The sequence below is a fragment of the Vasconcelosia minhoensis LEGE 07310 genome (assembly GCF_015207255.1).
GTDB classification, from domain to species: Bacteria; Cyanobacteriota; Cyanobacteriia; order Phormidesmidales; family Phormidesmidaceae; genus Vasconcelosia; species Vasconcelosia minhoensis.
Genome location: NZ_JADEXG010000083.1, coordinates 1 through 17,365 on the forward strand (window position 1 = coordinate 1; position 17,365 = coordinate 17,365).

The 17,365-nt window shown below is 50.4% G+C and carries 11 protein-coding genes and 1 pseudogene; 6 read left to right on the forward strand and 6 right to left on the reverse strand.

Annotated features, from left to right (window positions below):
* The 4 genes and pseudogenes from IQ241_RS22820 to IQ241_RS22835 all read right to left on the reverse strand — a co-directional run.
* Positions 1–124 (reverse strand): annotated as a pseudogene (locus tag IQ241_RS22820) (photosystem II q(b) protein); the annotation flags it as partial.
* A 215-nt stretch (positions 125–339) separates the two neighbouring features.
* Positions 340–492 (reverse strand): hypothetical protein, encoded by a 153-nt coding sequence (locus IQ241_RS22825; protein ID WP_193911699.1) that lies wholly within the window; start codon positions 490–492, stop codon positions 340–342.
* A 111-nt stretch (positions 493–603) separates the two neighbouring features.
* Complete coding sequence (locus tag IQ241_RS22830) at positions 604–1,875, reverse strand: M16 family metallopeptidase (RefSeq protein WP_322743759.1); 1,272 nt, start codon at positions 1,873–1,875, stop codon at positions 604–606.
* Between the two features lie 109 nt (positions 1,876–1,984).
* Positions 1,985–3,268 (reverse strand): M16 family metallopeptidase, encoded by a 1,284-nt coding sequence (locus tag IQ241_RS22835; RefSeq protein ID WP_228021997.1) that lies wholly within the window; start codon positions 3,266–3,268, stop codon positions 1,985–1,987.
* Between the two features lie 239 nt (positions 3,269–3,507).
* On the opposite strand from IQ241_RS22835, the gene IQ241_RS22840 reads away from it, so the two are divergent.
* Positions 3,508–3,705, forward strand: a complete 198-nt coding sequence (locus IQ241_RS22840; protein WP_193911701.1) for a hypothetical protein — start codon at positions 3,508–3,510, stop codon at positions 3,703–3,705.
* 414 nt (positions 3,706–4,119) lie between these two features.
* On the opposite strand, the gene IQ241_RS22845 is transcribed toward IQ241_RS22840, so the two are convergent.
* On the reverse strand, positions 4,120–4,827 hold the full coding sequence (locus tag IQ241_RS22845) for a hypothetical protein (RefSeq protein ID WP_193911703.1): 708 nt from the start codon (positions 4,825–4,827) through the stop codon (positions 4,120–4,122).
* Positions 4,828–5,970: 1,143 nt separating this feature from the next.
* On the opposite strand from IQ241_RS22845, the gene IQ241_RS22850 reads away from it, so the two are divergent.
* The 5 genes from IQ241_RS22850 to IQ241_RS22870 all read left to right on the forward strand — a co-directional run bounded on the left by IQ241_RS22850 (position 5,971) and on the right by IQ241_RS22870 (position 16,237).
* Entirely contained in the window at positions 5,971–11,544 is a 5,574-nt protein-coding gene (locus IQ241_RS22850; protein ID WP_322743760.1) for a nidogen-like domain-containing protein, read from the forward strand.
* Between the two features lie 22 nt (positions 11,545–11,566).
* Positions 11,567–12,274: a hypothetical protein gene (locus tag IQ241_RS22855; protein WP_193911707.1), complete on the forward strand. Its 708-nt coding sequence runs from the start codon at positions 11,567–11,569 to the stop codon at positions 12,272–12,274.
* A gap of 249 nt (positions 12,275–12,523) precedes the next feature.
* Positions 12,524–14,638 carry a hypothetical protein gene (locus tag IQ241_RS22860; protein ID WP_193911709.1) on the forward strand — a complete coding sequence of 705 codons (2,115 nt, stop codon included), beginning with the start codon at positions 12,524–12,526 and terminating at the stop codon, positions 14,636–14,638.
* Positions 14,639–14,811: 173 nt separating this feature from the next.
* Entirely contained in the window at positions 14,812–16,014 is a 1,203-nt protein-coding gene (locus tag IQ241_RS22865) for a hypothetical protein (protein ID WP_193911711.1), read from the forward strand.
* Between the two features lie 31 nt (positions 16,015–16,045).
* Positions 16,046–16,237: a hypothetical protein gene (locus IQ241_RS22870; RefSeq protein WP_193911714.1), complete on the forward strand. Its 192-nt coding sequence runs from the start codon at positions 16,046–16,048 to the stop codon at positions 16,235–16,237.
* Here IQ241_RS22870 and IQ241_RS25800 read toward each other — a convergent pair.
* The coding region (locus IQ241_RS25800) for a DUF6399 domain-containing protein (protein ID WP_228021998.1) at positions 16,211–17,365 on the reverse strand (1,155 nt) is incomplete at its 5' end. The genes IQ241_RS22870 and IQ241_RS25800 overlap by 27 nt on opposite strands.

Genomic DNA, 17,365 nt, shown 5'->3' on the forward strand with positions numbered 1-17,365 from the left:
GCAAGGTCGGGATCATCAGCACGCCGAACCAGCCTACATACAGGCGGTTCTCGGTGCTTGTGACCCACTGACAAAACTGCTCCCACAGTGAAGCGCTGCTGCGCTGCTGTAGTGTCGTTGTCATAATATGGATGAATCCGTTGTTAGGTACAAATTAGGTTTGTGAGACGATGCGCTAAGCGCGCTTTATCTCTCACAACTATTATTATATTAACACATGTAAACAAAAATTGCAAGTTTCTCTCATAAATGCTCAAGCAAAAAAACCTGCAGCGCCAATTCAGCGCTGCAGGTTTTGGGTAAAGCTTAACAAATGCGACCAAGCGCTTGTTTGGGCGCTTAGACGCTAAGCCAGAGAGATAGCAGGCTTAGACCAATCAGCAGGCTACCAGCCATTGCATAAACGCGATCGCGCTGCGATGGGCTAGCCGACGCCGAACAGACTGCCACCTTTGCTGAAGCTTGCCGTAGGCGGGTTGAATAACGTTGCATGAGGTTGAATCCAGATTACTATGAGTTTAATGTAACAAATTTGTTACAAAAATTCAAGCCTGGTCATAGTAAAAGGGAGCTTTCGAGAAGCCATTAGCTACACTGCCGCCTTTAGTACAGTGACTCAACGATGTCTGCCGGACCGAGTATAGAGAGGTAGGGTTCCACGAAGCAGTGTTGAACCGCGGCTTCAATCGTTTCTAAGGTAACGGCGCTGATGTCGGCAGGGAAGCGCTGATCGAAGTCAGTGCCCAGGCCGATGGCCTCATACCAGCCCAGCAGCTGGGCAATCTGACCGTTGGTCTGTTTGCCCAGAGCGTACTGGCCCAGCAGCTTATTTTTGGCGACCTGGAGTTCAGCTGGTGTCAGAACTCCGGTGCGCAGCCGGTCTAGCTCAGAACAGAGGCCGGTGAGCGCGATCGCGCTATTTCCCGGAGCCGTCCCGATATAGGCGACAAACTGAGAGGTACTCAGCCGGGTCGGGTAAAAGGCGGAAACGTCGTAGGCCAGGCCCTGCTTTTCTCTGAGTTCAACAAACAGCCGACTGGAAAGCCCGTTGCCGAGGTAGGTGCTGAGCAGCTTCAGGGCGGCATAGTCAGGGTGCTTAACCGAGCCCGCCAGATACCCCAGAATGATGATTGCCTGCTGAGTATCCTGCACAGTCACCCGGCGCTGAGATTTTGGCGTCAGGGCGGGCAGGGTGAGGGCGGGCAGCGGTGAAGCGGGGTGCTGCCAGTCGCCTAGGGCTTTTTCCACTAGCGCGATCGCCTGCTGGGGCACAATCCGCCCGACTACCGTCACGATCATGTTGTCAGGACGAAAATAAGTCTGGTGGGCGGCGAGCAGATCGTCGCGGCTGAGAGCCTGGATGCTTTCGGCGGTGCCCAGGCTAGAGAGGGCATAGGGATGCTCGGCGTACATCGCCTCCCGCAGCTGGTTGAAGGCCACCGCAAAGGGCTGCTCCTGCATCGAGCGCAGGCCCTGCAGCGTCAGTCGCCGCTCTAGCTCTAGCTCAGCGGTCGGAAAAGACGGCTCCCGCAGAATCTCGGCCGCCAGATTCAGCATTGCTTCAAAGTCGGAAGAGACCGTCTTCAGGCTGAGGATGCTGTAGTCTGAAGCGGCATCAGCGCCCAGGCTCGCCCCGATCGACTCGACTGCCTCAGCAATTTCTAGGGACGACCGCCGCTGCGTTCCCTTCGTCAGGACTGACATCAGCAGGCTAAACAGTCCCGCTTGCTCAGCGGTTTCTCGGCACTGCCCGGCGCGAATGAACAGTCGAGCGGCGACAATATCGGCCACCGGATTTTCAATCGCGATTACGGTCAGGCCGTTGGTTAGCGTGGTGCGGTGCATATGCTGCTGGGCGGGGGCCAAGGATGTCACGAAGCTAGCTTTTGGATCAAGATAAAGAACAGGGAAAACACCCAGATTCGCCCGGTGTGGCCAGGTTGCTTCCCGTCGGTTTGAGGCGGGTGCTGGCGAGCCGGTGAGCCTAGTCCGGTCTGAGCTCGACGGCGGCATACCGTTCGGCAGACAGATAGGACGCCGCCAGCTGCTGCAGCGACTCGGGCGTATAGGCCTGAATAAATCTAGGATACTGCACCGCTAGGTGACTCTGGGCGATCGTGCCATAGTACCCGTACAGACCAGCGAGCTGGCCGGGGGTTTCGGTCGAAAACGCATAGTCATTGCAGAGTAGCCGCTGACAGCGGGCGAGCTCAGCGGGCGAGATCGGCTGGGTGGCTAGCTCAGTTAGGCGATCTCGCACTGTCGCTTCCACCCGCTCCACCTGATGAGTCTCTAGCCAGATCGTCAGGCTCAGCAGGCTACAGCCTTTTTGCAGCGAGAAGCTGCCGCTAATCGCCTGGACCCACTGCCGCTCTTCGCGTAGCTCCCGCACCAGGCGCGAGCTGCGGCCTTCGCAGAGCAGCACCGTCAGCAGGTCCAGGCCGCAGGCATCGCTGAGCCGGTCGATTCCCGGTCCCAGCCAGGCCATCAGCAGTCGGCCCTGTTCCAGCCGAGGCAGGCTGAGAACCTGTCGCTGCATTCCTTTTATTACCGGCGGCTGGGCTGACTCACCGGGCAGGCAGTCTGAGCGTGGGGGAAAATGGCTGAAGGACTGCTGCACCAGCTCCAGCGTCTCTGCCAGCGAGATGCCGCCGGTAACCACCACCGTCATATTTTCCGGCTGATAGTGGGTCTGATGGAAGCAGCGCATTTCTTCGGGCGATCGCGAATTGAGCTGAGCCGGTGTCCCTAAAACCGACCGACCATAGGCATGCTGCTGGTAGGTCAGCGCCGATAGGGCTTGAAAGCCCAGCCAGTTGGGATCGTCGTCTGCCTGGCGAATTTCTTCTAGCACGACGGCTCGCTCTCGCACAAACTCATCGGCGGGGATGGCGGCGTGCAGCAGCAGCTCTGCCAGGTAGGGCAGCGTCTGCGGCAGGGCTGCCGCTTCCAGGGTGATATAGAAATGGGCATAGTCGTGGCTGGTGGCCGCGTTGGTCAGACCGCCTCGACTCTCGATTTCCTGGTCAAATACGCCGGGCGGCAGCCGCTCAGTGCCTTTGAAGATCATGTGCTCTAAGAAATGGGCCATGCCCGGCCATTCGGCGGGCTCCGCGATCGCGCCTGCCCGCACCCAAACATCGGCGACGGCTACCGGCGTCGCCTCAATGGCCTGATGGACGACGGTTAAGCCGCTGTCTAAACGAACGACCTGGGCCGGAAACGCAGGACTAGGAAATTCAGGGGCCGGAAATTCTAAAACATTCAAGGGCAGAAGCTCGGGAGGGGCTGCTTCATTAAATGCTAGCGTTTTCCGGGAAATTGTAGGACAGGCTACAAAGCAAAATCCCCCGCGCGAAAGATCTAAAAGATCTATTCATTACACAAAACTATGTAGAAGGGATGCAGGGCATAGACAACAGGCAGCGATTGTGCGAATTTAGCAGAATGCGATCCTGTTTTTACCGAGGAGCATTGAGATGCGCGATTGGGTCAGCTAAGAAATCGATGGGTTTCCCTGGTGACGGTGAGCCGTTGGTCGTGCTGCATCAGCACACCTGGAGTCGAGCGGAACGCGCGGGTAAACGGCAGTCTCGGCGACAAAGGCCGAATGGTGAAAAAGAGAGTCAGCGCTGGCTAGATACGCTGACGGCAGCCGAGCCGGGGATTGACGATAGCGTTTGTCTGGTTCATGTGGGAGCCTGAGAGGCCGACATCTATGTAGCTCTGAGAAGTTTTGCTGGATGGAACTCGTCGGCAGGTCTTCTCAAGCCAGCATAATAGGGCGGTCTGAAAGCCCACCCCGGCTTGTAATGCTCGCTGGGCCAAACGGTTCTGGAAAGTCTTCCATTACTGCCGCACTTCATCATGACGTAGACTTTCCTGCTCTTGCGTTTAGCTCTCCTAGTATGCCCGCAGGGGCTCAATACAGTCGCAGCTACGGTGGAGGCGAGCAGGGAGAAGAGTTAATCTGGTCATCAATCTGAATAGGCCAGCCGAGTTGCGCTGCGATCGCCTGGCGAGCAGCTGCCTGCCAATCGTCTACCTTTCCGTTCTTGATAGCAGATTTCACCCCACGCCAAAACGGTGTTAATGGTGTGGGAATTCCTGTCCCTCTAGCTAAGCTACTTGCTCCTTGCTCAGAACTCTACCAGCCATCACGGCACCAAGTACCAAAACAGCAAATATAGAAGTGGGTTCAGGAACGTCTGAAACCGGCTCCTCAGTTTGAACCAGCAGGCTTACATTGTCCAATGTGGCGTTAAAGTATCCTAGACTATCCTGTTGCTCAAATGAAATCTTAACTTGCTGACTTGGCAAAGCCTGAAATAGCCCAGTAAGGTCGATTATACGATCGTTAGGGCCAACCTGCTGAGTTGGATCGCCTGGATTGGTAGAGAATACATGTCTAATTAAGGTTCCATCCAAGCTTTTGATATTCACTCGCCACTCTTGATTAGGATCAGAAAAAACATTGCTGTAGTTACGAAGTCGATCCGACCAGCTAAAAATGGCTGAAGCAATCGGCTCTGTTGGGATGCTAACAACTTGACTAAGGATGCGCAGTCCTGGCCCATTTTGATAAGAAACAGCATCAAAATTACCACTGATTGGCAGTAAAGGGAGAGCAGGTCCTGTAGGATTAAATCCTCCGTTGTTAATGTACCAGCTTCCTGAACCAAAATTCTGAACAGACCAACCCGCAAAATCGCGTGCTTCGAAGTCACCATTTTGGATGAGATTCAAGGTCGCTGCTTTAGCAGATCCAGTAAACCAAACACCAGCAGCCACCGCACCGGCGAATACAATCATACTTTGCGTGAACATTGTTATTCCTCAAGAGCTGTTTGCAAAACTTCTGGTATCTGCACTACATATCTTAGCGTTAGCGAATAAATGTGTAAGGACACTTCTCTCTAGTTCAACATACCCAATCAAAATGGAGACTTAGAGGCTCACAGACAGCTTCACTCGATCTTTAGAAAGCCTGGGGTGTCAGTAGTTCGACTCGATTAGCTATAGCAACCCTGTTAGTATCCTAAATTTCGTTTTCTAAATAATTACGCTCATCTACCGAACCTTTTTAATAATTTTGAGTAAATATTCTTTTATACGCCGACTTATTATCCTAACTTGCCGAGATTTCTAAATTTAGATCCATTTTTTCGTAGATTAATCAACGGATATTGTTAATCTTCATCGAAGATTTAACAGAAAAAGGTTTGCTTCTAGGTAAAAATACGATTACGAAAAATGCAAGATTGGCATTAGTTTTGATGTGGCATTAGGCATAGCTTTATTTATTCGCAAGGAGAATGCCATCAATAAAAAAGTCTGCCGCGTTTTTGTTGACTTTTTTGAATCATCTCTACTTGTTGTCTTAAGTGAATTGACTTTCACTTTCGGAACGCCTGGAATTAAGCATTTTAGGATTTTTAATCCATTTTTTAATCTTTGATGAGCTACTTTTGTAGGTCGTATTTTTTCTAGCAGAGTGAACTGCTAGAGCGATTCTATATTCAATTTAAAAACTGAAGTACATCAGGTGACGGGTGAGAACTCATCTTCGGCCTTCTTGGATCTCGTAAAGCGTTTGAAAAATCCCTAACCCTATTGTGAGTGAGCATGGTAATGGAAAATCTGGAGATTTTGCAGTCCATTTCTAGCAGCCCTCTGAGTCTGGACATCAAACCCGGAATTTTAGAGGATTCTGATCTGCTAAAGCCATTTTCTGAAGGGTCAACTCAGTCTGGAAGTTTCAAGGATTCCTTGCTTGCAAACGACCTTCTCCCCATTCAGCCTGCGACCTTTACATTGGATTCGGGAACCGGTCATGAAGTTAGCTCGAATATCTCAGCTCACCCTGAAACTCAGATTTTCGATGCGGTTCTAGCTGCCCCTATAGTTTCAGATATCCTGCTGGGAAACTCCCCATCGGCGAGTACCGTAACCTCCGATGGGCTGAACTCAGTGCCGCTTCTCATCCATGAGATGACGGTAGCTCTCGCTATCTCTGCGGCCAAAGCCCGGCTGAATCAGTTCTTGAGCCAGTCAGAGCTCTTGGCTCAGCTCGACCAAGCCTTTGGCAACAGCTGGAATCACGAGGCAGGCCAGGCGTTGCTACAGGGCTTAGCTGAATCTCAAGACTGGCCAGAAATCAAAATTCTTACCAATGGTGAGCTGATCGCAAACGGGGCCTACAGTAAAGATACGAATACCATTTACCTGTCTAAAGCGTTTCTGGACCAAAACGCCAGCAGGTCTGACGTCGTCTCAGCGGTCTTGCTAGAAGAGCTAGGCCACTATATCGATTCACGGCTTAACTCGGTCGATTCAGCCGGTGACGAAGGCGCAATCTTTGCTGCCTTAGTGCAGGGAAGAGCGCTCTCTGATGCAGACCTGTCGAACCTACGGTCAGAGGACGACACCGGGACGTTATTTGACGGGCTGATTTCAATTGAGATGAATACGGATGCTGGAACGCTAGATTCATCCAGAAACTATCTGATCAATGGGTTGGGTACGCCTCCTGATTTTCAGGATTCGCTCAACCCGCCTAGCTTTGGCGAAAACTATCTTTACAGAAACGACGATAGGTCAAGTGGGTTCATCGACATCACCTCGGTCTTTGAGTCAGGCATCAACTTTTTTGGCACCGTTTACACCGGCTTCTACGTCAACAACAACGGCAATATCACCTTCAACGCTCCGCTGAGTACGTTCACACCGTTTGCCATGACGGGCGACACCGATATCCCGATTATTGCGCCTTTCTTTAGTGACATCGATACTCGTGCTGGCGCATTGACGCCTTCCCTAGGCGGGACTTCAACCGGCTCGAACTTGGTCTATTGGGATTTAGACCCGCTCAACAATACGGTCACCGTCACCTGGGATGACGTCGGCTCCTACAGCTATAACCAAACTCCCAATGCCTTTCAGCTCCAGCTGAGCGACCGGGGCAACGGCGACTTTAGCCTGGAGTTTCGCTACGAAGCGATTCAGTGGGTTTCACCTGGCGGCGGCGGCGGACCTGTGGCTCGGGCAGGCTATTCAGCTGCCAACGGTGTCAACTATTACGAGCTGCCTCAGTCTGGCGATGCCGCAGCGATGCTAAACCTGGCCTCGACTAGCAATGCTAACCAGCCGGGCGCGTTTAAGTTTGCGGTGCTGAATGGGGTACCCAGTCAGGCCCCGACTGATATTTTGCTGTCTTCAGCGCGGGTGGATGAAAACGCCGCCAATGGGACGGTAGTCGGTACGTTGTCAACGGTTGACCCAGACGCTGGGGATACCCATGTCTATACGCTGCTGGACAATGCCGGAGGTCGCTTTGCGATTGACGGCACTCAGCGGCTGGTGGTGGCCAATGGCAAGCTGCTCGATTACGAATCGGGTGCCTCTCACACTATTGTCGTGCGCACTACAGACGCGGTTGGTCTGACCTATGAGAAGTCGTTTGTGATTGCGGTTGGCGATGTCGATGAACCCGATCTGTACATTACGGCTGCATCAGCAAATAAGGCTGTCGTTAGCTCTGATGAAGTCTTCAGCGTCAGCTGGACTGTGGAGAATCAGGGCATAGGGGGCACAATCGGCAGCTGGGTGGACTCGGTCTATCTGTCTAAAGATGCGACCTGGGATAGCAGTGACCGGCTGATCATGAGTGAGAGCAGTTCTGCGCTGGCACCCGGCGGGCGCTATGACCAGAGCCGTCAGCTCATCCTGCCGGGTGACGTTGACGATGGGGACTATCACCTGCTCTGGGTTACAGACCGCGATCGCGAGGTAATTGAAACTGACAAGGCAAATAACTTTGCCAGTACCAGCATCAAACTGATTTCGCCTGACTTGCAGGTGGTGAGCCCCAAGGTTCCCAGCAAAATCATCGTTGACCAGCTGACGACACTGTCCTGGACGGTGAAAAACCTGAGCGCGGGCTCGACCCAGACGAGCTGGCAGGATGCGGTTTACATTTCTGATTCTGCGGTGTTCGATAGCTCGGCGATTCGCCTGGAGACGACCCTGAAGGCAAACCCGGCGGCCCTGGCTGCGGCGGGCGCTGGTGATACCTATACGCAAACGGCGACGGTGACGCTCTCAGCGGCGGACAAGGGACAGAAGTATCTGTTTTTCGTGGCTGATGTTAACGGTCAGCAGAAGGACTTGGACGCGGCGAATAATGTTTTACCGGTTTCAGTCATCGTCGAGGAAGACGTCAGCGATGATGAGCTGGCGGATACCTTTGACTACCTGGGCTATGGCATCGACCTGGCAAATGTCAACTTTGTGAAGAAGGTGCTGCCGGATGGATCGGTGGTGATACAGGTCGGTAACCGCGAGATCTACTTCAGCCCAGTCGGCAGTGAGCCTTCTGTCGATAGTCCCCGGGTCTATACGAATAATGTGTTCTCGACCGGCAGCCCTGGCAGCTGGACAGCTTTCGGCTTTGGGCCATCCTACCCGAGTTCTAATCCGGGTGTACCGGGCGAACCCCCGGAAGAGAAGTTCTACATTCAGTCTATCGATGCCAGCAATTTTAGCGTCATTTATGACCGCGTGAATCTAGCAGGCGACGACTTTGCCCATAAGCCGATTCGGATTGAGACCGCTTTTGGCGACATCAACTTTACCTACTACAGCGCTAGTGACGCCTCGAAGGGCATCACCAAGGGCGACTTTGCTTCGACCGATGATATTGAGCTATTTGAGGTGCTGCTCAACTCGGTTGGCGCGAAGTCGGTCGATGACCTCAGCGACATCTTCGTCACCCGGGCTTTCACCAAGTCGGGCACGATCACCAAGGAAGAAACCGCGCTTAAGAATCGGATTGCTAACCTCTGGACGCGCATTGGCTATATCGCCCTGATGCCTAACGCTGGCATCGAGACGCTGACGGCGGAGGAGCGCAAGCGACTTCTGGACTTTGAGGAGAATCTGCTGGCAGCCACGGCCCTGACGGACGAGTTTAGGGGCTATGGCTTCAAGGAGGATGCGCTGCTGCTGGGTGAGATGGTGCAGCTGGGGCGGGTCTATGCATCGCTTAACCCGCAGCTGAAGGAGACGCCCACGAACGATGGTGGCACAGGGAATGGCTCAGCGCCGCCACCGCCGCCGGAGAAGCCCGATGCGCTGCTGCTGACCACCACTTACAGCTACTTAGCTGAAGACTACGTGGCTATTGAATCACGCCTGAAGCAGCAGGGCTATAACGTCACGACTAAGAACTCCGATGAGTTTACCTGGTTTGACGCCGAAGGCATGGAGCTGATTGTCGCAGCGGACTACAGCGGCCCCATCAATCTCGAATTTGCAGGTCTACAGGTGCCGGTTGTGGTGCTCGATAACCGTAAGCTTGATGACCAGGCTCTGGCCGCTGCTTCTCAAACTGTGGCATCGAGTCCGGTGTGGATTGATGCCTCTGGATACCTGGGGCCTGAAGGGTTTATCGGTGAGCTAGTGCTCAGCAAGGAGGATGTGCCGGAGCAGACCGTGACTTTAGTCGATCCGACAACGCTAGACCTGAATCTGAGCGTCAAGTCGTTCTTGGGCGGGCTGAGCTACTCGCCTATCTACGCCAAGGTGCAGGAGGATGCATACTACGACGGGCAGGTGCCTGAAGCGCGGCGGGTGGCCTTCATTGGCTTTGTGGACTCGTTTGCCAATCTGAACGATGCAGGCTTGCAGTCCTTTGATGCTGCTGTCAAGTGGTCGGCAAACCTGAAAGAACCGGAGCAGCCACAGGAGCCACAGCCAGCAGAACCCACCCCCGCCACGGCAATCGATCAAGAAGGCTCTTTTCTCAACGAAGTTTGGAAAATTAACAAAGGCAGAAAAGAACAAGGGTCGGATGACGCAGAGCAAATCCAAAAAAGCACAGAGGGAACCAACGCTTTCCTTAACATCTTCGATGACGCCGCAAAAGACCTAGGATTAGTCAACTACCAGAGGAAATTGCTGTCCGCTATCAAAGCAATGACAGAGGACAACCCTGAGCTTGAGACCTATTCGAGCGATGTCAGATTCATAGACAAAATCTTTGAGATAGGGAAACTATACTATGCGCTCGACAAGAGTACAGATGCAATCAACAGCAGACTGACCTTCCTATCTGATATTGACGATGCCCAAAGCGACTCTGAAATCAAGTCCATTGCCAGCGGGCTTCAAAACATAGTAGACGCAATAGAAAATGCCGTAGAAGCGTTTAGGTTTAGGGAACGACCTGCTCTCAACCTTTCCAACGTCATCCCGCTAAGCGGAAGTGACGTTGATAGCTTCGTTCAGCTACTCGAAGACCCCAGCAGGGTCAAAACGATTCTAGATTCATTCCATGTATACAATGTTCTACCCTATGACCAAGACCCAACCAATCAGATGGTCTTCGTCTCAGTTGAAGACAACACTATAGGCGCAAATGAGGCTTACCCTAACGGTACTCAGCTTGCCCATTCTGACCCTCCAGGAGTGGCTCATCCATACTATCTTGTACTTCGTGATGGGCAGCTGGAATACTTCCCAAACGGCATCAGCGCATCTTTTTATCCAGGGGACAAGCTGATTTTCCCGGTTTCAGACGAAAGTGACTTTCCTACTTTCTTGGTAGAAGATGCTTTAGCTGAGAAGGTCATCACTCCGCTTCTAGAATTCAATCAGACCTTGGGAGAGTTTGTCCTGGGCGCAGTCTATCAGTACATCGTGGACCAAGGAGACTTTCCTAGACAGCTTCTATCGCTAAGTCCAGAAGTTCAGCGATGGCTGGAGGCCACTGAACAAGAAGCTGAGCAGGCGATATTAGATACAGCAGCATTCCAGGCTGGTCGTCTGTTTGGCGATGGAGCAGCAGTCGTAACTGGAATGTTGGAGATACTGGCAGGCTTCGGTGTTGGAGTTACAGGAGGAGCAGCAGGAGCATCGCTCTGTCTAACACCAGGGTTGTGTATTGCAGGAGCACCTGCTATTGCAGTATCAGTCGTAGGCGGTGCTGTCCTCGTTGTAGATGGAGCCAACACAGTTCAGGTCGGCTTAGAGAACATCCTTGAGCAGATTGAGGGTACCATATTTGCAGCTATCTCAGGAGAAGGCAGTCTCAGTCAGCCTAAAGCAGGCGATCCAGTCCCTGGAATTAAAGGGGCAGTTTATGGCAAGCCTCGTGGTGGTGGTGGTCGACCACAAGATAGAGATTATGCTGAGCGAGTCACTGGAAATGATACAGGCTTAGCAATATATGTCGATAGACCACCTGGTGACCCTGGTGATCCGGTAGAGTTTGATGGGAATGACGGTTCCATTCTGCTCGATGCAAAAAACTGGGAGCAGAATGGAATACACGATTTCAGTCCTACAAGTACTCGTGATCCATTTATTCAGCAGATAGCACGTGACGAGATTCTTGCACAAGCTGAACGGCAAGTGAGGGCTTTGCCTCAGAGTAGTGCTATTAGGATAGAATGGCGGATAGCTGATGAAACAGTTGCAAATTCAGTTCGAGATCTCTTAGAGCAAAGAGGCTTTGGACAAATAGTAGTTGTGTATACCCCTTAAGATTTGGTGAGAATAATCCAACATGACTGAATATATAGTTAGACTGCTTTCTCCCGACAACTATGCTGATATGGAGAGATGGATTCCTTCTTTCCTAAATATCAACTTGATTAAAGCTACTGTTTTTCCTGCAAAAGTCTACACAGGTCTTTCAGAGAGTATGATAATTGATTCTTGTGAAGATTTCGACTTTGCAAAAATACCAAAAAACTTTTGGGGAGAATATGCATTTGATTTAGTCCTGCATGGCGAGAAGAATATAGAATTTTCAATCCATATTGGAATACGAGATACAAGCATTCAGCACAACGCCATAAACTTCAGATTTAACAGTGAACACATTAAGAATGATTTGATAAATTTAATTAGCTTAAAGAACTTCTTTAAGGAGTCTATACCAATTTTCAAGTTCCATAGCGGTACAGTGTATGATCGACAAGCCACTCAACGACTTGGTAAGGAGAACCGTCCTAGATATTTTTCTTTCGAAAATTCATCTTACCCACTAGAGATTCATTGGATGAACTACTTTGGAAAGCCAATGCTAGAATTCTTGACACGCAGTCGTTTTGATCATCTAAAAACATGCTCAGAAAAGTTTGGCCTCTGCGAAGGAATAATGGTTGTTTTGCAGCAGGAACCATATGACGACAAAAATTCAGACCACCGGCAGAGGCGAACACAAGCTGAGAGTGAACTAGGACTCGCAGATCTGCTCTCTGAGCAATAGCAAGTGCCCGTACTCTAATAGCCAAACGCATCAAACAACAACATATTCTATATCTAGTCTATCGATACGAGCTATTTCAGAGTCATCTATGACCGCGTCAACCTACAAGGCGATGACTTTGCCCATAAGCCCATCCGGATTGAGACGGCTTTTGGCGATGTCAACTTTACCTACTACAGTGCTAGCGATGCCACGAAGGGCATTGTCAAGGGCGACTTCGCCTCGACGGATGACATCGAGCTGTTCGAGGTGCTGCTCAATGCGGTCGGTGCCAAGTCGGTCGATGACCTCAGCGACATCTTCGTCACCCGGGCTTTCACCAAGTCGGGCACGATCACCAAGGAAGAAACCGCGCTTAAGAATCGGATTGCTAACCTCTGGACGCGCATTGGCTATATTGCCCTGATGCCTAACGCTGGCATCGAGACGCTGACGGCGGAGGAGCGCAAGCGACTTCTGGACTTTGAGGAGAATCTGCTGGCAGCCACGGCCCTGACGGACGAGTTTAGGGGCTATGGCTTCAAGGAGGATGCGCTGCTGCTGGGTGAGATGGTGCAGCTGGGGCGGGTCTATGCATCGCTTAACCCGCAGCTGAAGGAGAAGGACAAGCCTGCTGATGGGGGCTCAACGCCGCCACCGCCGGAGAAGCCCGATGCGCTGCTGCTAACGACGTCCTATAGCTATTTGACGGAAGACTATATTGCTATTGAGTCGCGGCTGAAGCAGCTGGGCTACAACGTCATCACCAAGAATTCGGCTGACTTTACCCAAGCTGACGCTGATGGCATGGAGCTGATTGTTGCAGCGGACTACAGCGGCCCAATCAATCTCGAATTTGCGGGTCTAGAGGTGCCGGTTGTAGTGCTCGATAACCGTAAGCTCGATAGCCTGGCTCTGGCCGCTGCTTCTCAAACGGTAGTATCGAGTCCAGTGTGGATTGATGCTGCGGGCTACCTGGGTCCTGAAGGGTTTATCGGTGAGCTGGTGCTGCACAAGGACGATGTGCCGGAGCAGACAGTGACCTTGATGAACCCGACGACGCTTGACCTGAACCTGGGGGTCAAGTCGTTCTTAGGCGGTCTGAGCTACTCGACGATCTATGCCAATGTGCAAGGCGATACCTACTATGACGGGCAGGTGCCTGAAGCACGGCGGGTAGCATTCATTGGCTTTGTGGATTCGTTTGCCTACCTGAACGATGCGGGCTTGCAGGCATTTGATGCCGCTGTTAAGTGGTCTGCGAATTTGAAGGAACCAGAGGAACCTGTTCCTACAGAACCTCCTTCAAGTCAAGCTTCGGGAAGCTTTCTGTCTGCACTATGGAATGCGAAATTGGGTGACTCAACGTTTGAAGAGGGAACCAACTTACTGAAAGAGAATTTCAGTATTTTTGACAAATCAAAAGTAATCCAAAATAAATCAGAAGGGTATCGAAAAACTATTGACTTTACCAAGGATTTGCTTCATTACTTATCATCCGCAGAAAGCAATAAAAATATCATCAATAGCATCTCAGCAGTTGATAGTCTGGTTTTCTGGAGTAATGTTTATTCATTCTCCAGATTTGATTCAGATTCAACTGTTTTCGCAGACGATTTAAGCACATTTGGAAGCATCTGGGAAGAAAAGAATGTAATACCATTAGATGATGAAAATTTTGCATATAATCCTCCTAGCTCAGTCCCTCCTTTAGGAAGGAATCCAGATTGCGGCCCTGGTTACACAGAAGTTCCTCTAACTAAGTCTAGATTGGTAGATATTGCGCTTTCTAATAGATACGGTATCGATTATCCAAATCGTGGTGCTTTTCAGAATGCAATAGGTATTAGATTTGAGGAAATTGCACTAGAAAGCGCAGACGTATCGTCCTATACTGGTCGTCCATTACCTTCCTATACAAGAGATGCTCTAACTGGTGGAACCTTCTCAGGTGTAATACCTGATGCAATTGGAATCTCAAGCTTTCAAGCCATAACTCCAACTGGTATTCAGTATTTCGAATATCCAGATAGCGTATTCGTTGAAGTCAAGCAATTTGAAGAAGATACTACTATCTCATTTGACACTAGTAGGTACCAGGCTTTCGGATATCTTGATTTGGCTTATAATAGTCCAGCTCACCGAGCGGGTCATGTGCCATCTGTAGTTTTCATCACCACTGAGGGAGTAAGTATCAACAATGCCTACAGAGTAGTTGCCCAAAATGCAAACATCGCTATTTGGCAAATTATTGTCCACGAGAGCTGCGATCAGCCAGGAGTTTTACGCAACGGACAAGCTATACCTTGGAATGAGCTTGTTTACGTATCAAACCGATATACTAGTTATGGAATCACTACAAGTAGATTAGCGGTTCCGTTTTAGTTTTTTGGATTTCAAAGAGTAAATTCATGTTATAGGTGGTGTGCTAAAGTACAAAAAGGCGAAAATGCTTTCTAGAGAGCAATCAGAACTACTTCAAGCTTTCACTCTAGGCTTACCTTAGTGCCCCTAACCCTAAAATGACCAACTTTCTTCATATCTAAGGAGTTACTAAGATGTCTTTGCTAGGAGAACATCCACTTAGTGGATGGGTGCCAAATGAACAAAGCTTCGACAATGACATTGGATCTAATACTGAAACACTTGAAAGATTGATCGATATTAATCGAGCACAGCTGGATTTCACCTTAGATAGCCTTAATGCTATCAGCGCTTACATTCACTCTTTGGAAAGCAACGCTAACATAGGATTGGAGCTATTTTTACCTCTTACGCTGTACTTTGGTGAGGTTATTAGACAATCTGTCAAAGGCTCATGGCAATTGAAGATGAATCAAGATATAGGAGTATATGAACCTTGGGTCAAGTATGAAAGTCCTAGTATCCCAGGTGCAACAACCGCATTGCCTCCCCACTTTGCTTTAAACAAAGAGCTTGAGAGGCAAAGGAGCTGTAATTTAAAGCTTGCTGCCGAAGAAATAGTACAGCAACTTATCCAATCTTCATCTCCTAAACCTTCTAGAAGGCTAGGTTTCACAAATCAGTATGAGGATGGAAGCATTCTGGTGTTAAAGCCTGGGTTTTTTCTTCAGACAGATGATTTAATCACTCCAGAAGTTTACGCAGTTGCTGAACAGTGGCTTATCGAAACTATCAATTACTTTTCGAAGTTTGGCTTTTTTGAAGAATACGAGGACACCTCGATATCTTCCCTTCAGACGAGAATAGGAGAGATAAAGAAGAGTTTTGAAGATAGATTCATTTCTGGACAAAGTTTAGATGAATTTTATTTGGAGTTCGTGGATGTGGACTCCATAGAAATGCCTCCAGTAACTGAACCTGTCAAGAAAACACGCTTTTTAGCTAGATATCTACTTAGGTTAGACACAAACAGGGTTTGGTCAAATTATGAGATTCCTAAAGTGCTGGGTGAAGAAATCGTGCCCCTCAAAGCTTTGCAAGGATGGTCTAGGGTATCGCGCGGGCTGCTTCATATAGAAGATCAGGACAATACCAGTCTAGAGAAGAGAAGATGGATAAAAATTAGAATTGGCACTTCACAACATGTTCTGCCAATAAATAATCTTAACGAGTTAGATTATTCTATACTAGATGCTATCAATGTTTTTTTGAAAGCCGAAAGGCTTCCATATCAGTTTTATCTTTACAGCGATTCACTTCCGGAAGAAGAGATAATCATTATGTTTTCCGAGGCAGAAAAGAAACAGCTTAGGAAAGATAAGATGTTTTCTGTTTGATGAGTTGGAAAACATCCTTTAATAACTTGCGGTGTCTTGCAGGACATCATCTGGCGATGTTGAGCTGTTCGAGGTGCTACTCAACTCGGTCGGTGCGAAGTCCGTCGATGACCTCAGCGACATCTTCGTCACTCGCGCCTTTACCAAGGCAGGCACCATCACCAAAGAAGAAAGAGTGCATCCCACGGGTACCAACTTAAGCCGGGAAAGTGTCTGCGTATAAGGGTTTCGGCTGTTGTGGTTTAGAAGACCGCCGAGGCATAGGTAGATCACCTACCTGCGCTAGCATCCATTCAAATACGTCGGGAAAATCGTGCCCAAATAAGCGCTGAGCAGCAGTCGTGCCATCGTGTCGTTTGAGGTCGAAGTTATGGATGATAGTGAGCACATTGAGCGATTGTTCAGAGAACCCGCGACGGGCGTGGTGGAGCCTTGCCAGATAACCATTACGGCCCTCCACCGCTGAGGAGGTGCGTTGATACTTGGCAGAGAATTCTCGGCACCAGAGTACCCATCGCTGCCGCTCATTGTCTGTCAATTGCAGGGTGAGGTCTTGCTCAAAGAGTCGGTCAAAGGCGCTGCTAGCCGTGTCCTGATAGCGCTGCTTGAGCGAGGGTTGGCGGGTTTTATCAGCTTGCTGCGTCCAATCAACCCAGGGCAATAAGCAGCTGAGCACCCAGTTGCGCCTAGCCGCATCCTGGGTTTGGCCATCGAAGGCAATCGTCACCCATTGCTGCCAAGCCTCAATCCCCTGAGCAAAGCAAGCAACCTGTCCTTCAAAGGTGTCAATCGCTTTCTGTGCCTTCTGCGCACCATAGGTGGGTGCTAGCTCCCATAGCTGTTGCAAGGGCGCTGCCAAGTGCGTGAGGAGTGCCCGCTGGGTTTGCCATTGCAGGCTATCAAGGGTAAACGGATGGATCGTTTGACTGATCTGCTCAAGCGCCTCGTGGTCGGCTTGTTCATCCTGCTGCACCTGTTGTTGAGCTGCTGCATTGTCTTCTATCAACGCCTGTAAGGCTTGCCTATCAGCGACCTCACGGCATTTATTCAGTTGCTGCTGGAGTTTGTCTTGTTGTTCTTTTAGCGTAGCTGCTTGCTGTCCGAGCGAGCGGCCTAGCGGCCTGCCTAAGGCTGGTAGGGCATGAAACAAGTCGGCTACATTGACACAGCCCAACCCTGATACGGCCAGCTTTACTAAGGCTCTAGCACCGTCGCTGACCAAATAATGGCACTGCCAGACGCTGCCCTGCCACCACTGCTTTACCTGTTCCATCCAGGTGGCATAGGTGCGATTCTCGCATTCGGTCTCGATAAAGCTGTATCCACTGCTCAGCTCTAGCAGCACCAGCAC